Here is a 21,418-nt window from a genome sequence, read left to right as displayed (position 1 = left end):
CTGCTCGACGAGGCGACCTCGGCCGTGGACCCGGCCACCGAGCTGCGCATCCAGCGCGCGCTCGACGAGCTGACCCGCGGCCGCACGACCGTGGCCATCGCACACCGGCTCTCCACCGCCCAGGCCGCGGACGAGGTGCTGGTCTTCGACGCGGGAGAACTGGTCGAGCGCGGGTCGCATCGCGAGCTGGTCGCACAGGACGGGGTCTACGCGCGGTTGCACGCTTCGTGGGCGCGCCAAGCACAGGCCGCCTGAAGCGGCCCGGCCGGCCGTGCGGCTAGCCGATCAGGGCACGATGTAGAAGGAGAAGACGTAGTACGTCGCCCACAGGAGCAAGCCGCAGTTGACCGTGAGCATCGCAGCCCACTGCCATCGGCGACGTGTGATCAGTGCTGCCGCGACCAGGCACGGGAACAGCGCGCCGAGGTAGCGCGGCAGCGACGTGAAGTCCTTCGAACCGATCGCCAGGACGAAGGACGGAATCGTCCACGCCGCGTATGAGACCGGCAGCCGCCGCCACACCACCGGCAGCAGCGCGGCGAAACCGAGGATGAGCACGCAAGCCATGACCGCCGCGCCGTGCCCGTGTCCCCGCCAGTTGTGCACCCAGACGTGATGCAGAATGCTGATCGGGTTGCCCATGATCGCGCCGCGGCCGAGCTTCGAGGTCTGCTGTGTGTACGGCAACAGCCAGCCGCCGTACCGCACCCGCGAATAGGCGAGGAAGGTCGCCAATCCGGCCACCGGCGCCGCGGCGACGGCCGCAGCGTTCGCCACGGCCTTCCAGCGCCAGCCTTCGCGCCGCGCCGAGCGCAGTCCCTCGATCGCCCCTGGAATCGCGAGGAGCAAACCGACCGGCCGCGCCATTCCGCCGAGGAATCCGAGACCCAGCGCGAGCCAGAAGTGCCGCGCGCGTCGCTGCCCGACGCTTGACTCAGGGTGCGACGGAGAGCTCGATCCGGGCCCTGATCCGCCGCCGATGCTCCGTACCAGCAGGAAGTAGCCCACCGCGAGCACCCCAGCCAGCGGCTCCGTGTACCCCATGACCAGCGCGTAGCCGCCTGGCGCGAGCTGGCTCAGCCACGCCGCGCGCCGAGCCGCCCCGCGATCGCCGATCTCCCGCACCACGACGCGATGCACCAGCGCGCCGAACAGCAGCGCCATCGCCCAGCAGAACACGAACAGCGCGACGCTGGTCGGCAGCCTGCTCACCGCCGCCAATCCCGCCGCGTCCAGCGAAGTGAGCGGGAAGAAGTGAATCAGGCCACCGGCACGGTCATACCCGTGCTCTGCGATGCCGAGGTACCAGCGCGTGTCCCAACTCAGCAGCGCGCCCAGCGGATGCGCCGGATCGGTATGCCACGACACCGCGCACACCAGCGCTCGCGCCGCGATCCAGGCCGGCAGTGTCGCCCGGAGCCCGTCCCACAGCCAACCGGATCGCCACCGGCCGACCGCCCGCCGCGCTCTGCGGTCCGCGGCGCGATCGAGTCGCGCCGCGTCCGGGGTCACCGCGGTGTCACCGGTCAAGGAATGTAGATGCCGATGAACGACTGGTACGCGAAGTAGGCGCACAACGCCGTCGAGCTCCCGACCACCCAACCCCACCGCCGCCAGTCCCGCGTCAGCATCGCGCCGACCAGCAGCAGCGGCAGAATACCGGCCGAGTAGCGGGCGAAGGAGGAGAAGTGCGGCGCCGTGATCGCGGCGAAGACGCTGAGCGCGGCCCAGACCGTGTACGAGACCGGCAGCCTGCGCACGCAGCCCCACAACAACCCGACCGCCGCGACGACCAGGACGAGCGTGAAGGCGCCGGCGCCGTTCCCGACCTGGTTCAGCGAGTCCAGCGCCGATTCGAACGGATTGCCCGCGTACGTTCCGCGCAGCCCCTCAAGCTTCTGAATCGAGTAGGGCAGCGTCCAATTGCCGTAGACGTTGTGGCTCCACAGCAGGAACAGGCCGAGGCCCATCAGCGGCGAGAGCGCGACCAGCACCCTGGCGGCCAGCTGGCCGACCGGGTCGCGCCGCTGCCGGATCGCCTCGATCGCGCCGGGCGCGGCCAGCAGCATCCCGGTCGGGCGCACCAGTCCGGAACCGAGCCCGGCGACGAACCCGGCCGCGTGCCAGAGCCAGGTGCGCCGGCTTGTCGCCGACTGCCTGATCGCGATGAGGTAAGCCGCGGCCAGCAGTCCGGACAGTGCCTCGGTGTACCCCATGACCAGCACGAACGCGCCGGGCGCGAGCTGGCTGAGCCAGGCCGCGCGCCGGGCCGCCACCGCGTCCCCGCCGACCGTCAGCATCAGCCGGTACATCAGCATGCCGAACAGCAGCGCGCCGACCCAGCAGACCAGCAGGATCGCCGTCGCCGCCGGAATGCCCACTGCGGAGACCGCGCGCGTCGTGAGCGGCAGCAGCGGCCAGAAACGCACCCCGTCGTTGGCCACGCCGGAATAGCCGGTCTGGGCGATGCCCAGGTACCAGGCGGTGTCCCAGGTGTAGAGCTGGTTGAACAGGTGGTGCAGCTCCGGCCGGCCCGGCATCTGCGCCGCGAAATGCGGGGTCGCCCGCTGCCCGAGGTCCTGGATCGCGATGATGACGATGTGCGCGACCACCCAGGCCGCGAGCGCCGCCCGGAACGCCGGACCCCACCACGCCCGCGCCGCCGTCGCCTCCAGCGGGCCGTCCCCGGAGAACCGCGCTATCGGCACGTGTGTGGCGTCGTCCGCGGAGGTGAAGTGGTCCGCGGACGCCGGCCGCTGCCGCATCTGCGAGCTCGGCGCGGCTTCCGTGGACTGTTCGTCGCCAACTAGTTCCGGCACGGCTCGAACTGCTCTCGTCTCGATCGCCCTGGGTTCGGTGTCCCGGAAACCGTATCGGCCGCGAGAGAATGGCGCCATGATCGACGAACCCTCCGTGTCGGGCGCCGAAGGCCCAGCCTCCGCGCTCGACCCCGAGATCGCCGCCCGGCTCAAGCGCAACCCCGACGGCCTGGTCCCGGCCATCGCGCAGCAGCACGACACCGGCGAAGTGCTCATGCTGGCCTGGATGAACGACGAGGCGCTGCACCGCACGCTGACCACCGGCCGCGCCACCTACTGGTCGCGCTCCCGCAAGGAGTTCTGGGTCAAGGGCGAGACCTCGGGCAACGTGCAGCGGGTCGTGTCCGTCGCGCTGGACTGCGACGGCGACACGATCCTGGTCGCGGTCGACCAGACCGGCCCGGCCTGCCACACCGGCACGCGCACCTGCTTCGACGGCCGGGCGCTGATCTGACCGGTCGCGCTGCCGCGCCGCGCCCTGCCGCGTGAAACCTTCACCGACCCGCATCACCACCGACCCGTACCGCCACTGCCTGATTTCGACGCCGTAGACGCTCGCCACTGATGACAGGATGGGCCGCATGACCACTGGAGAGACGATCCCGGATCTCGACGCCTTCCGGGAGCTGGCGGCCGAGCGCCGCGTCATCCCGGTGACCCGGCGCTACCTGGCCGACGGAGAGACCCCGATCGGCCTCTACCGCAAGCTCGCGAACGAACGCGCCGGCACGTTCCTGCTCGAATCCGCGGAGCAGGGCGTGTGGTCCCGCTACTCCTTCATCGGCGTGCGCAGCGAGCTCGCTCTGACCGAACTGGACGGCGCCGCGCACTGGATCGGCGAGCCGCCGGTCGGCATCCCCGCCGAGGGCGCGCCGCTCGACGTGCTGGCCGCCGCCCTCGACGCGCTGCGCACCCCCGCCGACTCCAGCCGCGCCGACCTGCCCCCGCTCACCGGCGGCTTCGTCGGCTACCTCGGCTACGACACGGTCCGCCGCCTCGAGCGCATCGGCGACCACGCCAAGGACGACCTAGGGCTGCCCGAGCTGACCATGCTGCTGGCCAGCGACCTGGCCGTGCTCGACCACAGCGACGGCTCGGTGACGCTGATCGCCAACGCCATCAACCACAACGGCACCCCGGACGGCGCGGACGGCGCATATCAGCGCGCGATCGCCCGGCTCGACACGATGACCGCCGACCTCGCCCGGCCGCTGGACCAGCGGCCCGCCACCCTCGCCCCGGCCAACTCGCCGACGGCGACCCCGGTGTTCGCGGGCAACCGCACCAGCGAGGACTACCGCGCCGCCGTGGAGGCCGCCAAGGAGGAGATCCGCGCGGGGGAGGCGTTCCAGATCGTGCTCTCCCAGCGGTTCGAGGCCCCGACCCGGGCCAGCGCCCTGGACGTCTACCGGGTGCTGCGCGCGACGAATCCGAGCCCTTACATGTATCTGCTGCGCTTCCCGGCGGCCGGGGCGAGCAGCGGCTTCGACGTCGTCGGCTCCTCGCCCGAGGCCCTGATCAAGGTGGACAACGGCGAGGCGATGCTGCACCCGATCGCCGGCACCCGGCCGCGCGGCGCCACCCAGGAGAAGGACGCGGCGCTGGCCGCCGAGCTGCTCGCCGACCCGAAGGAACGCGCCGAGCACCTGATGCTCGTCGACCTGGGCCGCAACGACCTGGGCCGGATCAGCGCCCCGGGGAGCGTCGAGGTCGTCGACTTCATGTCGGTCGAGCGCTACAGCCACGTGATGCACATCGTCTCCACCGTCGTCGGCCGGGTCGCTAAGGGCCGCACCGCGCTGGACGTGCTGCTGGCCGCGTTCCCGGCCGGCACCCTCTCCGGGGCTCCGAAGCCGCGCGCGATGCAGATCATCGACGAGCTCGAACCGACCCGGCGCGGCCTGTACGGCGGCTGCGTCGGCTACCTGGACTTCGCCGGAAACGCCGACACCGCCATCGCGATCCGCACCGCGCTGCTGCGTGACGGCATCGCGTACGTCCAGGCCGGAGCAGGCATCGTCGCCGACTCCAACCCGGCGGCGGAGGACGTCGAGTGCCACAACAAGGCGATGGCCGTGCTCCGCGCCATCGCCGCCGCCGACACCCTAAAGCCCCTGTAACAAGGCGTCGGCCGCCAGCCGCCCCCGGCCGGCGATCCGGGCCCCGGTCCGCGTCCCGTCCGCCCCGTTTGCGAAGATGTCCCCATGACCGCGACAGGCAGCGTGACAGGGGCTGCGCCATCGACCGAGACGCGCCCGGCCCGTTCCGCCACCCGCGCGAAGGTCACCGCCGCGCTGCTGGCCGCCGCCGGCGCGGGGCTCATCCTGGCCTCGGACGGACGCGGCTGGGCCAACGCCACGATCACCTCGCCGGTCCGCCTGTCCGTACACGCCAGCGGCAGCACCATCACCTCGCTGCCGTACGCGCTCGGCCTGGTCGGGCTGGCCGGAGCCGTCGCGCTGTTCGCGGTGCGCCGCCTCGGCCGCTACCTGGTCGGTCTCGTCCTGCTCGGCGCCGGGCTGGGCACCGTCGCGGCCGTGGCCACCAACCTCGGCCACCTCGACAGCACCCAGCTGGCCAGGGTCGCCGACCAGACCCTTGGGGCGAGCGGCGCGCAGCTGAGCGAGGTGACGAACACCGCTTGGCCCTACATCACCATCCTCGGCGGCGTGCTGGTCGCCGTCTCCGGGGCGTTCACGCTCGTGCGCGGCAGGACGTGGACGGGCCTGTCGAACCGCTACGAGGTCGCCCCCAAGGCCGCCGGCCCAGCAGCCGGCCCAGCCACGAGCGCGGCGGCAGCCGGCGCGCAGCCGCCTGACGAGGACGCCGAACCCACCGCGCGCGAGCTGTGGGACTCGATCAACCGCGGCGCCGACCCCACGGTCTGAGCACCGCGCCGCGTCAGAGACAATGGAACGCGACGACCGGGTGGGGTAGCGCGCCGCTGCCTCGCGCAGTGCGTCATTCGAACCACAGCGACAGTCTTCGAGGAGTCAGTCCAGCCATGACCGAGACCACCGAGCACAAGGGCCCGTCCACGATCGCCAAGGCCGCCAGCCTCGGCATGGCCGCCCTCGGCTCGTCCGCGGCGGGCAACCACTTCGCGGGCAACACCGTGGACCACGCCGACCACGGCCACTCCGTCGCGCGCTGGGTCGCCGCGGCCCTGTCCTTCGTCGGTTTCTTGGTCGGCGGGCTGCTGTTCCCGTTCGCGATGGTGCCCGCCGTGATCGTCTGCGGCGTCTTCCAGTTCCTCGCGCTCATCGCGGTCGTCGTGCTGAACGCCACCGGCTTCGGCGTGCCGGACGTCTGGGGCCAGCTGAAGGCCGAGGCGGCGGCCGAGCGCGCGTCCGCCTGACCCGCTCTGTCCGGCCGGGGCGGCCGCGGCCGCCCGCGCCCGCATCGCGGCTTGGCGCCGAGCACCGCCGCGTTGCCGATAGCATGGCTGGGCAAGACGGCGCCGTGTGGCGCCCTGGCAGAGGGGACGGTACGTGGCGGTGGCGACACCGAATCGGAACGTGCTCGACGAGATCATCGAGGGCGTGCGCGCCGACCTGGCCGAGCGTCAAGCCCAGACCCCTCTGGACGACGTCAAGGCCAAGGCGCTGGCCCAGCCCTCCGCCAAGGACGGCGTGCGGGCCCTGCGCGGCGACGGGGTCGCGGTGATCGCCGAGGTGAAGCGCTCGAGCCCGTCCAAGGGCGCGCTGGCCGCGATCGCCGACCCCGCTTCCCTGGCCGGGGACTATGAGCAGGGCGGCGCCAGCGTCATCAGCGTCCTGACCGAGCGGCGCCGGTTCGGCGGCTCGCTGCAGGACCTCAAGGAGGTGCGCGCCCGGGTGGACGTCCCGGTGCTGCGCAAGGACTTCATCGTCACCAGCTACCAGCTGTGGGAGGCCCGCGCGCACGGCGCCGACCTCGTGCTGCTGATCGTGGCCGCGCTGGAGCAGGACGCGCTGGTCTCGCTGATCGAACGGGCCGAGTCCATCGGCCTCACCCCCCTGGTCGAGGTGCACGACGAGGAGGAGGTCGCCCGGGCCGTGGACGCCGGGGCGCGCATCATCGGCGTCAACGCGCGCGACCTGCGCACCCTCGAGGTCGACCGCACCACCTTCTCCCGCCTCGCCCCGCTGATCCCGGACAGCGTGGTGCGCATCGCCGAATCGGGCGTGCGCGGCCCGCACGACCTGATCGCCTACGCCAACTGCGGCGCGGACGCGGTCCTGGTCGGCGAGTCCCTGGTGACCGGCAAGAACCCGCGCGACGCGGTGGCCGACCTGGTCGCGGCCGGCGCGCACCCGGCGATGCGGCGCGGACGGCAGTGAGCTGACCGTGTACGGCGCCCCCAAACCGATCGCACCGGCCCGGCGGCGGCCGTGGTGGCGGCATGCCCCGGCGGGCCGCCGATGGCAGGTCGGGCGGTAACCGCTCCATTTCGCGAGGCACCCTTTCACGCCCCGCCGAGCACGCCCTCGTGGACGTTCACCGTCCCCCTTGCCTTCGCCTTTGCCCCGCACCTCTTCTCGGAGTCTTCCGATGACCGACACGTCAACCTTCAGCGACGCCTTCTTCGCGGCCGCATACGCCCATCCCTCGACGCAGCCCGACGAGGCGGGACACTACGGCCGCCACGGCGGACGCTTCATGCCCGAAGCCCTCATGGCCGCGCTCGCCGAGCTGACCGAGGCATACCAGAAGTCGAAGAACGACCCGGCTTTCCACGCCGAGTTCTCGACGCTGCTGCGCACTTACGCCAACCGGCCCTCCCTCCTCACTGACGCCAAGCGGCTCTCCGCGCACGCGGGCGCCCGCATCCTGCTCAAGCGCGAGGACCTCAACCACACCGGCTCACACAAGATCAACAACGTGCTCGGCCAGGCGCTGCTCACCAAGCGCATGGGCAAGCGCCGCGTCATCGCCGAGACCGGCGCTGGGCAGCACGGCGTGGCCACCGCCACCGCAGCGGCCCTGCTCGACCTCGAATGCGTCATCTACATGGGCGAGGAGGACACGCAGCGCCAGGCGCTCAACGTCGCCCGCATGCGCATGCTCGGAGCCGAGGTCATCCCGGTCGCCATTGGCTCGCGCACCCTCAAGGACGCCATCAACGAGGCGATCCGCGACTGGGTAACGAACGTCGACCACACGCACTACCTGCTCGGTACCGCAGCCGGTCCGCACCCCTTCCCGTCGATGGTGCGCGACTTCGTGCGTGTCCTCGGCGTCGAAGCCCGCGAGCAGACCATCGCGTTGACCGGCGGACTGCCCGACGCGGTCGCGGCCTGCGTCGGCGGCGGCTCGAACGCGATCGGCGCCTTCCACGCCTTCGTGCCGGACGAGAGCGTTCGCCTCTACGGCTTCGAGGCCGGCGGCTCAGGTGTCGAAACGGGTCTGCACGCCGCGTCGATCAGCGGCGGTGCGATCGGCGTGCTGCACGGCGCGCGCACGTACCTCCTCCAGGACGAGTACGGCCAGACCCTGCCCAGCCACTCCATCTCCGCCGGGCTCGACTACCCGGCTGTCGGACCCGAGCACGCCTGGCTGCACGACACCGGACGCGCCGTCTACGAGCCGGTCACCGACGACGAGGCGATGCAGGCGTTCAAACTACTCTGCCGCACCGAGGGCATCATCCCGGCCATCGAATCAGCGCACGCAGTCGCCGGAGCGCTGCGCATCGCGCCGAGGCTGCGCGCCGAACTCGGCCGTGAACCGGTCATCCTGGTCAACCTCTCCGGCCGCGGCGACAAGGACATGCACACCGCCGCCGCCTACTTTGGCTTCGAGACGACGGAGGCCTGACCCACCATGACCACCGACAACAGCACAACCCCCGCCCCTGCCAAGCTCGCCACTGCCATCGCCGCAGCCAAGGCGGAAAACCGCGCCGTCCTCGTCGGCTACCTTCCCGCGGGCTTCCCGTCCGTCGAAGGCGGAATCGCCGCGTGCCGCGCGATGATCGAGGGCGGGGTCGACATCGTCGAGGTCGGACTGCCGTACTCCGACCCGCAGATGGACGGCCCGGTCATCCAGCGCGCCGTCGAGCGGGCACTCGAAGCGGGCACGAACACGGTCGACGTCCTGCGCACCGTCGAGGGCGTCGCCGAGACCGGCGCGCCGACGCTGGTCATGACCTACTGGAACCCGATCGAGCGCTACGGCGTGGACCGGTTCGCCAAGGAGTTCGCCGACGCCGGCGGCGCGGGCCTGATCACGCCCGACCTGATCCCGGAGGAAGCCGAAGCCTGGATCACCGCCTCCGACGCGCACGACCTGGACCGCGTGTTCCTGGTCGCGCAGTCCTCCACCGACGAACGCATCGCGCTGACCACGCGCACCTGCCGGGGCTTCGTCTACGCGGCTTCGCTGATGGGCGTCACGGGCACGCGCGCATCCGTGAACTCGGAGGCGGCGCACCTCGTGGAGCGCACGAGGGCGGCCACCGATCTGCCGGTCTGCGTCGGGCTCGGCGTGTCGAACGCGAAGCAAGCGGCCGAGGTCGCCCAGTTCGCCGACGGCGTGATCGTCGGCTCGGCGTTCGTCAGGTGCCTGCTCGACGCGCCGGACGAGGCCGCGGGGCTCGCCGCCTTGCGTGAACTCGCCGAACAGCTCGCTGAAGGTGTCCGATCCCGGGGTCGTTGAGGTAACCTCACCGCCGGAACGGCCAGCGGGCGGCCGCAGCGCAGAGGCAAGCCGAACGGATCGACAGGACCGGATAGGACGGGCAGCACGATGACGGCGGAACGAGGCACCGCGGCCACCAACGGCAAGGGCGGCGCGGCCGGCGGCAACGGCGTGAAGTCGAAGTCGAAGCAGGCCGCGTCCGGACCGGGGACCGGGATCGGGGCCGGGACCGAGTCGCAGTCCGCGTTCGCCACCGCGCTGCCCTGGATCTCGCTGGTCGCGAGGCTGCTGCTGGGCGCGATGTGGCTGTTCTACTGCCTGCCGAAGCTCGGCGCCTCGGACGCCAACGCGGCCTCGGTGCGCAACTTCCAGATCCTGCCCAGCGGCCTGGTCAACGTCTTCGCCTACGCCCAGCCCTACGTGGAGCTGGCCCTCGGCCTGCTCGCCATCGCGGGGCTGGGCACCCGGCTGGTGGCCGTGCTCTCGGCGTTGCTGCTGCTGACCTACATCGGCGGCATCGCCTCGCTCGGCGCGCGGGGCATCCACATCACCTGCGGCTGCGGCGGCGCCGGCGGCCAGGTCGCGGTGGGCAAGACCCGCTACACGCTCGACATCCTGCGCGACATCCTGTACCTCGTCCCGGCGGCGTGGCTGATCTGGAAGCCCAAGAGCAAGTTCTCCGCAGATGCCGCGCTGTTGCCCGAGCTCCCGCCCGTCGCTCCGGTGCCGACCCCGCGCCGCACCACTCCGGCCAAGGGCGGCTCCTCCCGCCGGTAGCGCCGCGTGGGTTCGCAATCACGCGCGCTCCGCCGCCTCGCTGACGCTCGGCAGCTCCGCGCGCTGATCTTGGCCCACGCGCCCACTCTGCTCCGCGTCCTCGCTGGCGCTCGGCCGCTACGCGAACCTGGGCGCTGCCGCGCTGCTGCCCGAGCTCCCGCCCGTCGCTCCGGTGCCGACCCCGCGCCGCACCACTCCGGCCAAGGGCGGCTCCTCCCGGCGGTAGCGGCGTGTGGGTTCGGGTCGGGCATGTCTCGGTGGCCTGATATTCACGCGCGCTCCGCCGCCTCGCTGACGCTCGGCAGCTCCGCGCGCTGATCTTGACCCACCCGCCCACCCTGCTCCGCGTCCTCGCTGGCGCTCGGCCGCTACGCGAACCAGAGCGCTGCCGCGCACGCGCTCCGCGCTGAACGCTGCGCTGGCCTGCGGGCCGCTCCGCGGCCGAACGCCGCCGGCGCGCTTCGCCGCCTCGCCAGTGCTGGCGGCTGCGCGTACGCGCTTCCCCTCGCCCTTGGTCGCAACGTTGCTGACATGATCGGGTGCATGCACGACGAGATTCAGGCGATCTTCGAGCAGGCAGGCTGCCAGGGCGCGCTTCTCGTGCAGTCCCTCGACGCGGCCTACGACACGGGCACTGAAACCGCCGCCACCGCCATCCCCACCCCCATCCCCACCGAGTTCGGCCTGCGCGCCGACGAACCCGCGATCCCGTCCTCCGTCATCAAAGTGCTGATCGCGCTCGTCGCAGAGACCTGGTTCGTCGAGGGGCGCCTCGACCCGCGCGAACCCGTTACGATTCCCGCCGCCGGGCGCACGCCGGGGCCGGTCGGGCTTTCGCTTTTCCAGGACGATGTCACGCTTTCCTGGCGCGACATGGTCGTCTTGATGCTGACGATCAGCGACAACGCGTGTACCGACGCGCTCATTCGCGCCCTTGGACTCGACGCCGTCAACGCGACCGCCGCGAGGCTCGGGCTGACCGCCACATCGCTCGAGTCCGACCTGATGACGATGCTGGACTCGATCGGCCAGGACCTCGGCCGCGCCGACTGGGACGACCTGATCGCTTGGTCGGCCTCCGCTACCGCCGACGAGTCAGCGCGGGCCGACACGATCCTGCCGACTGCTGCCGCTTTCGATCCGGCTCGCGGAACCCGCACCTCGCCGCGCGACATGGTCAGCTTGCTGCGGCAGATCTGGGACGGGTCCGCCGGGCCCGCCGAGGCTTGTGCGCGGGTGCGTGCCGTGATGGCCAAGCAGCTGACCAGGAACCGCCTCGCGAGCGCGTTCCGGCCACCGGTGCGCGTCGCGGCCAAGAGCGGCAGCCTCATGGGCATCGTGCGCAACGAGATCGGCGTCGTTACCTATCCCGACGGTCACCGGTACGCCGCCGCCGTCTTCACGCGCTCGCGGCCCGGGGCGGATGACGGCGCGATCAGTGCCGCCATCGGCGCTGCGGCCGCGCGCGCCGTCGCGGTGCTCAGAAGCGATCACCCGATGCGGTGAAGGGCCGCCCACCGGAACGTGTCACGCGCGTGCTTTTGGCCCGGTTCACGCCAGCATGTCCGGCATGGCGGAGAATCGCGGGCTCGGCAGCCCAGTTCAGGACGACGCAGCTGGCGCGACTGACGCAGCTGACCAGATCGGTGCGACGCGCGACGGCGACGCACGCGAGCGGTCCGGTCGGCTGAAGGCCGCGGCCGTGCGGCAGGCGGAGGTCGCGGCGCAGCGGCGCAAGCGGCAACTGTGGATCGGCGCGGGAGTCTTCGTCCTCATCGCGGCGCTCGTGACCGTCGGGATCCTGGTGCAGCACAAGCGGGCCGTCGCCGACGCCGCACTCGGGACCGGGCCGTTCGTCGCACCCGCCGGGGCCGTGGGGCCGGGGAGCCTGGCCATTGCGTTCGGCGGCGACTCCAACCCGTTCTCGCCCTCGTCGAATCCCTTGGTCGCGCCCGCGCGCGTCACGCTGACCGTGTACGAGGACTTCCGCTGCCCCTACTGTCAGCTCGCGGAGTCGATGTTCGAGTCGACTTACAAGTCGTACGCGCTCGCCGGGAAGATCCAGGTGCAGTACCACCTGGTCGACCTGATCGACCGCAATCTCGGCGGCACCGGATCGCTGCGCGCGGGCAACGCCGGGGCGTGCGCCCAGGACGCCGGGCCGGGCAAGTTCGCCGCACTGCACGACCTGCTCTATGCCAACCAGCCCGACGAGAACGACGACGCCTACGGCTCCGACGCCGCGCTGATCTCGCTGGCCAAGCAGGTCCCCGGACTCGACAGCCCCACCTTCGAGGACTGTGTCAACCGCGACGTCCACGGCTCGTGGGTCAAGCGGAACTACGCCTCGCTCAGCACCGTCCTGAACGGCTCCGTGGCGACTCCGTACTATGCGATCAACGGTAAGCAGTACAAGCTCACCGGCCAGCCCGCGGCCGTGCAGCAGGCCGCCTTCCGCGCCGCCCTGGACGCGGCAGTCGCCGCGGCGCGCTGATCCGGCGGGACGCCCGGCGAAGTGGTTCGGCCGGCGCCCGCGCCCGCAGATCACGGAGAGGTCACGCATCGCCATGAATTCCCCGAGATCTGATAGGGGGTGGGTGGCACCGCGCGGCGGCGAGATTAGGATGCGGCAGCGGCTTCTGCGCGCCTGCTCGCCACGGTGACGGGTCACCCCTCGACCACCGGGCCGGGGCGCACGGGCCGCCGCATACCGCCCGCACTCGCGACCGACCTGGAAGTGGACCGCCGACGATGAGCAAGGCCAACAGGGTAGGCAAGGAGCTGGCCCGCCAGCGCGCCGCAGAGCTGCGGCTTGAGCAGCAGCGCCGCGCCCGGCGCAACCGGCTCTACGCCATTTACGGTTCCGTCGTCGCCGTCATCGCGGTGGCCGTGGGCATCGCCTTCGCCGTGCAGGCCGCGAACGCGCCCAAGACTCCGACCGCCGTTCCCGTGGGCGCGGTGGCCGACACGACCGGCGGGGTCAGCGCCGCGGACGGCATGGCGATCCCGCTCGGCAACGCCGACGCCAAGGTCAAGCTCACCGTGTACGAAGACGCCCGCTGCTCGGCGTGCAAGTCGTACGAGACCACGTACACGCCCGCGTACAAGAAGCTGATCCAGGACGGCACCCTCGAACTGCTGATCCACCCGGTCACGCTCATCGACGCGAACACCAACGGCAGCGGCTCGCTGCACGCCGGCAACGCCTTCGCCTGCGCCCAAGACGCCGGGCACTTCGAGGACTACCACGACATCATCTACACCAACCAGCCCGCGGAGACGACCGACTCCTTCGCCTCCGACGCGACGCTGATCGCGCTGGCCAAGCAGGTGCAGGGTCTGGACACCAAGACCTTCGAGTCCTGCGTCAACTCGCACAAGTACTTCGACTGGGTGCGGCAGAACTACGCGGACCTGAACAAGGTCACCAACAACCAGCCGTCCACCCCGACGATCTACGCCAACGGCAAGGCCTACACGCTGCCGACCGCATCGACCACCGAGGCCGCGCAGGCCGCGTTCATCGCCTCGATCGACAAGCTGGCCGGGGTCAACCCGAGCGCCTCTCCGAGCGCGTCCGCGAGCGGCAGCGCCGCGGCCTCCACGAGCCCGAGCGCGGCGGCCTCGCCGTCGCCGTCAGCGAGTAAGTCATGACGCCGCTCGCGCCGCACCCGCTGGCCTACCTGCCGAGCCCGACCAGCGCCGAGCTCAAGCTCGGCCCGTTCCCAATCCGGTTCTACGCGCTGTGCATCATCGCGGGAATCGCGGTGGCCGTCTGGCTCGGCGAGCGGCGCTGGCGCGCGCGCGGCGGCGAGCCGCACGTCATCACGGACATCGCGATCTGGGCCGTGCCTTTCGGCCTGCTCGGCGGCCGGCTCTACCACGTCATCACCGACTACGAGCTCTACTTCACCGCCGGCAAGGACTGGGTGCGGGCGTTCTACATCTGGGACGGCGGCCTGGGCATCTGGGGCGCGATCGCCCTCGGCGCGCTCGGCGCCTGGATCGGGGCGCGGCGGCGCGGCGTGAAACTTCCGCCGCTCGCCGACGCGATCGCTCCCGGAATCGTGCTCGCGCAGGCCATCGGCCGGTGGGGCAACTGGTTCAACAACGAGCTGTACGGCGACCCGACCACCAAGCCGTGGGGCCTGACGATCCACTGCATGGACGACGTGAGCCGGCAAGCCACGCCCTGCTCCGGAATCCCGGGCACGAGCACCGTCGCGGGCCACTTCCAGCCTACGTTCCTGTACGAGTCGGTCTGGTGCGTGCTCGTCGCGCTCGTGGTGCTGTGGGCGGACCGGCGCTTCCGGATGGGCCACGGCCGCACGTTCGCGCTCTACGTGCTGCTCTACACGATCGGGCGCGGCTGGATCGAGCACCTGCGCAGCGACTACGCGCACCACATCCTCGGCATGCGGCTCAACGACTGGACCGCGATCATCGTCGGGTTCGGTGCGCTGGTGTACCTGATCGTCAGTTCCAGGCGCCGTCCAGGCCGTGAGACGCCCGCGGAGATGAACTGGCCGCGCGACGGATCGCCGCAGGTCACAGCGGCGGTACCGGACGACGCCGGGGACGCGGATGCACACCCGGATGAAGCCGAGTCAAACGCCGAGACACCGGCGCGAGAAGAACAGTCGCCGCAGGCGGCCGCCGCCGAAGAAATCACCGCGGCCGCGCCGATCGGCGACAATCAACCGGCTAATCCGTAACGGTCGCCGACTGACCTGCGCCGACGGGCGCGGATCCGATCCGGATCCGCGCCCGTCGCGTGTTCTGTGAGACGTATCTCAGCTGGGGGGCGTGAAGGGCGCGCAACAGGGGGAAAACAAGTCGTAGCGCGCTACAGCCGCAGGTCAACGAGGCGTTGTCCAACATATGAGATGGAAGATTCTCTACTGACGGACGCTAGATCCATCGTGTAACCTCAAAGCCACCGCGGGCAGGGCCAGTGTCGTCCCTCATGCGCGCATTCAGGCGCGACCCTTACCGACGACCATGGAGGACCCGATGTCCCAAGCGGCCCCCCATCGCCACTCGACGCAGCAATCGGCGCTGCTGAGCGGCATCCCCGCGGCCCAGGGTCTCTACGACCCGCGGGCCGAGAAAGACGCGTGCGGTGTCGCCTTCGTCGCGACGCTCACCGGGGTGGCCAGCCACACCATCGTCGACCAGGCCCTCACCGCGCTGCGCAACCTGGAGCACCGCGGCGCCTCCGGGGCCGAGGTGGACTCCGGCGACGGCGCCGGGATACTGATCCAGGTCCCGGACGCCTTCCTGCGCGAGGCCGTGGACTTCGAGCTGCCGCCGGCCGGCTCCTACGCGGTGGGCCTGGCCTTCATCCCGAACAACGACGAGGTCGAACTCCAGGTTTACGACACCGTCGCCGCGATCGCCGCCGAGGATGGCCTCGAAGTCCTCGGCTGGCGCTACGTCCCCACGACCCCGCAGCTGCTCGGCGCGACCGCGCGCGCCGTCATGCCGCGCTTCCGCCAGCTGTTCCTGTCCGGCTCCAACGGCGAGACGGGTATCGACCTGGACCGGCTCGCCTTCGTGCTGCGCAAGCGGGTCGAGCACGAGACCGACGTGTACTTCCCGTCGCTCTCCGCCCGCACCCTGGTCTACAAGGGCATGCTGACCACCGGCCAGCTCGAGCCCTTCTTCCCGGACCTCTCGGACCGCCGCCTGGCCAGCGCCATCGCGCTGATCCACTCCCGGTTCTCCACCAACACCTTCCCGGCCTGGCCGCTGGCGCACCCGTACCGGTTCGTCGCGCACAACGGCGAGATCAACACGGTGCAGGGCAACCGCAACTGGATGCGCGCCCGCGAGTCCCAGCTGGCCACCGACGCGTTCAAGGGCCCGCTGGACCGGATCTTCCCGATCGCCACCCCCGGCGCCAGCGACTCGGCCACCTTCGACGAGGTCCTCGAGCTGCTGCACCTGGCCGGGCGCTCGCTGCCGCACGCGGTGCTGATGATGATCCCGGAGGCCTGGGAGAACCACACCGAGATGGACCCCGCCAAGCGGGCGTTCTACCACTACCACTCCTGTCAGATGGAGCCCTGGGACGGCCCCGCCTCCATCACCTTCACCGACGGCACCCTCATCGGCGCCGTGCTCGACCGCAACGGCCTGCGCCCCTCCCGCTACTGGGTCACCGACGACGGCCTCGTGGTGCTCGCCTCCGAGGTCGGCGTGCTGGACATCGACCAGGCCAAGGTGGTGCGCAAGGGCCGCCTGCAGCCCGGCCGCATGTTCCTGGTCGACACCGCGCAGCACCGCATCGTCGAGGACGAGGAGATCAAGGCGCAGCTGGCCGCCGCGCACCCCTACCAGGACTGGCTGCACGCCGGCCTGATCCACCTCGACCAGCTGCCCGAGCGCGAGCACATCGTGCACACCCACGCCTCGGTGGTGCGCCGCCAGCAGACCTTCGGCTACACCGAGGAGGAGCTGCGCGTCATCCTCGCCCCGATGGCCAAGGCCGCCGCCGAGCCGATCGGCTCGATGGGCTCGGACACCCCGGTCGCCGTGCTCTCCCAGCGCCCCCGGCTGCTGTTCGACTACTTCTCCCAGCTGTTCGCGCAGGTCACCAACCCGCCGCTGGACGCCATCCGGGAAGAGCTTGTCACCAGCCTGAGCACCAGCATCGGCCCGGAGGACAACCTGCTGGCCACCTCCCCGGTCGCCTGCCGGCAGATCGAGCTGCCCTTCCCGGTCATCGACAACGACGAGCTGGCCAAGCTCATCCACATCAACGCCGACGGCGACCTGCCGGGCCTCAAGGCGGTCACCGTCTCAGGGCTCTACAAGGTCGCGGGCGGCGGCGCGGCCCTGCGCGCGCGGCTGGCCGAGATCAACGCCGAGGTCTCCGCCGCGATCGAGGGCGGCGCCCGCATCGTCGTGCTCTCCGACCGGCACTCCGACGCCGAGCACGCCCCGATACCCTCGCTGCTGCTGACCTCCGCGGTGCACCACCACCTGATCCGGGAGAAGACCCGCACCCAGACCGCGCTGCTGGTCGAGGCCGGCGACGTGCGCGAGGTGCACCACGTCGCCCTGCTGATCGGCTACGGCGCGGCCGCGGTCAACCCGTACCTGGCCATGGAGAGCGTCGAGGACCTGGCCAACGCCGGGGTGTTCGTCAACCTGCCCGCCGAGAAGGCCATCAAGAACCTGATCAAGGCGCTCGGCAAGGGCGTGCTCAAGGTCATGTCCAAGATGGGCATCTCCACCGTCGCCTCCTACCGCGGCGCCCAGGTCTTCGAGGCCGTGGGCCTGGCCCAGGAGCTGATCGACGAGTACTTCACCGGCACCGTCAGCAAGCTCGGCGGCATCGGCCTCGACGAGATCGCCGAGGAGGTCGCCCAGCGGCACCTGCGCGCCTACCCGCGCTCCACCACGCGTCCCGCGCACCGCCGCCTTGAGATCGGCGGCGAGTACCAGTGGCGGCGCGAGGGCGAGCCGCACCTGTTCGACCCGGAGACCGTCTTCCGGCTCCAGCACTCCACCCGCGAGCGCCGCTACGACATCTTCAAGCAGTACACGGCGCGCGTGAACGAGCAGTCCCAGCGGCTGATGACGCTGCGCGGCCTGTTCAAGCTCAAGGAGGGCGAGCGGGCGCCGATCCCGATCGACGAGGTCGAGCCGGTCTCCGAGATCGTCAAGCGCTTCTCCACCGGCGCGATGAGCTACGGCTCCATCTCCCTGGAAGCGCATCAGACTCTTGCGATCGCGATGAACCGGCTGGGCGCGAAGTCCAACACCGGCGAGGGCGGCGAGGATCCCGAGCGCCTGTACGACCCCGAGCGCCGCTCCGCGATCAAGCAGGTCGCTTCCGGCCGCTTCGGGGTGACCTCGGAGTACCTGACCAACGCGGACGACCTGCAGATCAAGATGGCCCAGGGCGCCAAGCCCGGCGAGGGCGGCCAGCTGCCCGGCACCAAGGTGTACCCGTGGATCGCCAAGACCCGGCACTCCACCCCCGGCGTCGGCCTGATCTCCCCGCCGCCGCACCACGACATCTACTCGATCGAGGACCTGGCGCAGCTGATCCACGACCTGAAGAACGCCAACCCCTCGGCCCGCGTGCACGTCAAGCTGGTCTCCGAGGTCGGCGTCGGGACGGTCGCGGCGGGCGTGTCCAAGGCGCACGCCGACGTGGTGCTGATCTCAGGGCACGACGGCGGCACCGGCGCCGCCCCGCTCACCTCGCTCAAGCACGCCGGCGCGCCGTGGGAGCTCGGCCTGGCCGAGACCCAGCAGACCCTGCTGCTCAACGGTCTGCGCGACCGCATCGTGGTGCAGACCGACGGACAGCTCAAGACCGGCCGCGACGTCGTCATCGCCGCGCTGCTCGGCGCCGAGGAGTTCGGCTTCGCCACCGCGCCGCTGGTCGTCTCCGGCTGCGTGATGATGCGCGTGTGCCACCTGGACACCTGCCCGGTCGGCGTCGCGACGCAGAACCCCGAGCTGCGGGCCCGGTTCACCGGCAAGCCCGAGTTCGTGGTCAACTTCTTCGAGTTCATCGCCGAGGAGGTCCGCGAGTACCTGGCCGCGCTCGGCTTCCGCACCCTGGAAGAGGCCGTCGGCCACGTCGAGCTGATCGACACGCACAAGGCCGTCGAGCACTGGAAGGCCTCAGGGCTCGACCTCACCCCGGTGCTCTACCAGCCGTTCCTGCCCGAGGGCGCCAGCCTGCACCGCACCGCCAACCAGGACCACGGCCTGGCCAAGGCGCTGGACAACGAGCTGATCGCGCTCGCGCACGACGCGCTCGAGGACGCAACGCCGGTGCGCATCACGCTGCCGATTCGCAACGTGAACCGCACCGTCGGCACGATGCTCGGCCACGAGGTCACCAAGCGGTACGGCGGCAACGGCCTGCCCGACGAGACCATCGACGTCACGCTCACCGGCTCCGCGGGCCAGTCCTTCGGCGCCTTCGTCCCGCGCGGCATCACGCTGCGCCTCGAAGGCGACGCCAACGACTACGTCGGCAAGGGCCTGTCCGGCGGCCGCATCATCGTGCGGCCCAACCGCGCCGCCACCTTCGACGCCGCGAAGAACATCATCGCGGGCAACGTCATCGGCTACGGCGCGACCAGCGGAGAGGTGTTCATCTCCGGCGTGGTCGGCGAGCGCTTCGCGGTGCGCAACTCCGGAGCCACCTTCGTCGTCGAGGGCGTCGGCGACCACGCCCTCGAATACATGACCGGCGGCCGCGTGGTCATCCTCGGCGAGCACGGCCGCAACCTCGCGGCCGGCATGTCCGGGGGAGTGGCCTACGTCCTCGACCTCAAGGTCGCCCGGGTCAACCCCGACATGGTCGCGGTCGAGGCACTGGACGCCACCGACCGGGCCTTCCTGCAGGACACCGTCAAGCGGCACTTCGAGGAGACCGGCTCGCAGGCCGCCGCGGTGCTGCTGGCCGACTGGGCGGGCTCGATCGCCCGCTTCGCGAAGATCATGCCGACCGACTACAAGCGAGTGCTGGGCGCCGCCGCTGCCGCCGAGCGGTCCGGGCTCTCCGAGCAGGAGACCCTCGACAAGATCATGGAGGCCGCACATGGCTGACCCGCGTGGTTTCCTCACGACGGGCGTCGAGCACCCCGTCCGCCGTCCGGTCGCCGAGCGCATCGGCGACTGGAAGGAGGTCTACCCCGAGCGGGCCCTGCTGCCGATCATCCAGAAGCAGGCCGGGCGCTGCATGGACTGCGGCATCCCGTTCTGCCACAACGGCTGCCCGCTCGGCAACATCATCCCCGAGTGGAACGACCTGGTCTGGCGCGGCGACTGGGCCTCCGCCATCGAGCGGCTGCACGCGACCAACAACTTCCCCGAGTTCACCGGCCGGCTGTGCCCCGCCCCGTGCGAGACGGCCTGCGTGCTCGGCATCAACCAGCCCGCGGTGACCATCAAGAACGTCGAGGTCTCCATCATCGACAAGGCCTGGGACGACGGCCTGGTCACCCCGCAGGCCCCGGAGCGGCACTCCGGCAAGACGGTCGCGGTCGTCGGCTCCGGCCCCGCGGGCCTGGCCGCCGCCCAGCAGCTGACCCGGGCCGGCCACACCGTCGCGGTGTACGAGCGCGCCGACCGCATCGGCGGCCTGCTGCGCTACGGCATCCCCGAGTTCAAGATGGAAAAGCGGCACCTCAACCGCCGCATCGAGCAGATGCGCGCCGAGGGCACCAAGTTCCGCACCGGCGTGGCCATCGGCCAGGACATCCTCGCCTCCGCGCTGCGCGACCGCTACGACGCGATCGTGCTCGCGGTCGGCGCCACCAAGGCCCGCGACCTGCCGATCCCCGGCCGCGAACTCGGCGGCATCCACCAGGCGATGGAGTACCTGCCGCTGTCCAACAAGGTCGTCGAGGGCGACTACGTGACCCCGCCGATCACCGCGCAGGGCAAGCACGTCGTCATCATCGGCGGCGGCGACACCGGCGCGGACTGCCTCGGCACCGCCACCCGCCAGGGCGCGGCCAGCGTGACTCAGCTGGAGATCATGCCGCGGCCGACCGAGACGCGCCCGAACAACCAGCCGTGGCCGACCTACCCGATGATCTACCGAGTCTCCTCGGCACACGAGGAGAACGGTGAACGCGTCTACGCCGTCAACACCACCGAGTTCCTCGGCGACGAGAACGGCAACGTGCGCGCCCTCAAGCTCACCGAGGTCGTCCTCGAGAACGGCCGGTTCACCCCGGTCCCCGGCACCGAGCGCGAAATCCCCGCCCAGCTCGTTCTCCTCGCCATGGGCTTCACCGGCCCGGAGCAGGACAACGGACTGGTCGGCCAGCTCGGCCTGGACCTCGACGAGCGCGGCAACATCAAGCGCGACGGCGACTACCGCACCAACGTCGACAACGTGTTCGTCGCCGGAGACGCCGGACGCGGCCAGTCGCTCATCGTCTGGGCGATCGCCGAGGGCCGCTCCGCCGCCGCCGCGGTCGACAAGTACCTGGCCGGGGTCTCCGCGCTGCCCAGCGCGATCGCCCCGACCGTGCGCCCGCTGACCGTCTGACCCGCGGGCGCCGGATCGCCGGAATTACTAACGCTCCACCGGCCGCCCACCAAGCCTTGGTGGGCGGCCGACCCGTGTTCACCCGGCCTGGGTACGATGGCCGGCAGACCACTTCGCCGGTTGGTGCGCGCATCCGGTGATTCCGTTACGAATGAGCCCGTTCGGG

The 21,418-nt window shown here is 71.1% G+C and carries 16 protein-coding genes and 1 pseudogene; 15 read left to right on the top strand and 2 right to left on the bottom strand.

What is annotated here, in order from left to right:
• A pseudogene (locus VFA06_RS01075) lies at positions 1-255 on the top strand (ABC transporter ATP-binding protein); the annotation flags it as partial.
• 30 nt (positions 256-285) lie between these two features.
• Here the strand turns inward: VFA06_RS01075 and VFA06_RS01070 are convergent.
• A complete protein-coding gene (locus VFA06_RS01070; protein ID WP_324838423.1) occupies positions 286-1,530 on the bottom strand; it encodes a hypothetical protein in 1,245 nt (414 codons plus the stop codon).
• Positions 1,527-2,819 (bottom strand): hypothetical protein, encoded by a 1,293-nt coding sequence (locus tag VFA06_RS01065; RefSeq protein WP_324838422.1) that lies wholly within the window; start codon positions 2,817-2,819, stop codon positions 1,527-1,529. The genes VFA06_RS01070 and VFA06_RS01065 overlap by 4 nt, the downstream gene beginning before the upstream one ends.
• A 76-nt stretch (positions 2,820-2,895) precedes the next feature.
• Between VFA06_RS01065 and hisI the strand changes: the two genes are divergently transcribed.
• The 14 genes from hisI to VFA06_RS00995 all read left to right on the top strand — a co-directional run bounded on the left by hisI (position 2,896) and on the right by VFA06_RS00995 (position 21,252).
• Positions 2,896-3,273, top strand: a complete 378-nt coding sequence (hisI, locus tag VFA06_RS01060) for a phosphoribosyl-AMP cyclohydrolase (RefSeq protein ID WP_324838421.1) — start codon at positions 2,896-2,898, stop codon at positions 3,271-3,273.
• 127 nt (positions 3,274-3,400) lie between these two features.
• Positions 3,401-4,939, top strand: a complete 1,539-nt coding sequence (locus VFA06_RS01055) for an anthranilate synthase component I (RefSeq protein WP_324838420.1) — start codon at positions 3,401-3,403, stop codon at positions 4,937-4,939.
• 84 nt (positions 4,940-5,023) lie between these two features.
• Positions 5,024-5,707 carry a Trp biosynthesis-associated membrane protein gene (locus VFA06_RS01050; RefSeq protein WP_324838419.1) on the top strand — a complete coding sequence of 228 codons (684 nt, stop codon included), beginning with the start codon at positions 5,024-5,026 and terminating at the stop codon, positions 5,705-5,707.
• Between the two features lie 116 nt (positions 5,708-5,823).
• The gene (locus tag VFA06_RS01045) at positions 5,824-6,177 is read left to right on the top strand and encodes a DUF6704 family protein (RefSeq protein WP_324838418.1); all 354 of its coding nucleotides are present in this window, start codon (positions 5,824-5,826) and stop codon (positions 6,175-6,177) included.
• 139 nt (positions 6,178-6,316) lie between these two features.
• Positions 6,317-7,141 carry an indole-3-glycerol phosphate synthase TrpC gene (gene trpC / locus VFA06_RS01040; protein ID WP_349260003.1) on the top strand — a complete coding sequence of 275 codons (825 nt, stop codon included), beginning with the start codon at positions 6,317-6,319 and terminating at the stop codon, positions 7,139-7,141.
• A 211-nt stretch (positions 7,142-7,352) separates the two neighbouring features.
• A complete protein-coding gene (gene trpB, locus VFA06_RS01035; protein WP_324838416.1) occupies positions 7,353-8,618 on the top strand; it encodes a tryptophan synthase subunit beta in 1,266 nt (421 codons plus the stop codon).
• A gap of 6 nt (positions 8,619-8,624) precedes the next feature.
• Positions 8,625-9,458, top strand: coding sequence for a tryptophan synthase subunit alpha (gene trpA, locus VFA06_RS01030; protein WP_324838415.1), 834 nt, complete (start codon positions 8,625-8,627; stop codon positions 9,456-9,458).
• A gap of 90 nt (positions 9,459-9,548) precedes the next feature.
• Positions 9,549-10,217: a DoxX family protein gene (locus VFA06_RS01025; protein WP_324838414.1), complete on the top strand. Its 669-nt coding sequence runs from the start codon at positions 9,549-9,551 to the stop codon at positions 10,215-10,217.
• Between the two features lie 543 nt (positions 10,218-10,760).
• A complete protein-coding gene (locus tag VFA06_RS01020) occupies positions 10,761-11,723 on the top strand; it encodes a serine hydrolase (protein WP_324838413.1) in 963 nt (320 codons plus the stop codon).
• Between the two features lie 64 nt (positions 11,724-11,787).
• Positions 11,788-12,711 carry a DsbA family protein gene (locus VFA06_RS01015; protein ID WP_324838412.1) on the top strand — a complete coding sequence of 308 codons (924 nt, stop codon included), beginning with the start codon at positions 11,788-11,790 and terminating at the stop codon, positions 12,709-12,711.
• Between the two features lie 257 nt (positions 12,712-12,968).
• Positions 12,969-13,871, top strand: coding sequence for a DsbA family protein (locus VFA06_RS01010; protein WP_324838411.1), 903 nt, complete (start codon positions 12,969-12,971; stop codon positions 13,869-13,871).
• Positions 13,868-14,932, top strand: coding sequence for a prolipoprotein diacylglyceryl transferase (lgt, locus tag VFA06_RS01005; protein WP_324838410.1), 1,065 nt, complete (start codon positions 13,868-13,870; stop codon positions 14,930-14,932). Before VFA06_RS01010 ends, lgt begins: the two co-directional genes overlap by 4 nt.
• A gap of 298 nt (positions 14,933-15,230) precedes the next feature.
• Positions 15,231-19,799 (top strand): glutamate synthase large subunit, encoded by a 4,569-nt coding sequence (gene gltB / locus VFA06_RS01000; RefSeq protein WP_324838409.1) that lies wholly within the window; start codon positions 15,231-15,233, stop codon positions 19,797-19,799.
• Positions 19,792-21,252, top strand: coding sequence for a glutamate synthase subunit beta (locus tag VFA06_RS00995; RefSeq protein ID WP_324838408.1), 1,461 nt, complete (start codon positions 19,792-19,794; stop codon positions 21,250-21,252). The genes gltB and VFA06_RS00995 overlap by 8 nt, the downstream gene beginning before the upstream one ends.
• Positions 21,253-21,418: the final 166 nt, after the last annotated feature.

It is taken from the genome of Actinocrinis sp., assembly GCF_035653575.1.
In the GTDB taxonomy this organism is placed as follows: domain Bacteria; phylum Actinomycetota; class Actinomycetes; order Streptomycetales; family Catenulisporaceae; genus Actinocrinis.
This window is presented reverse-complemented; position numbering and strand designations above follow the sequence as displayed.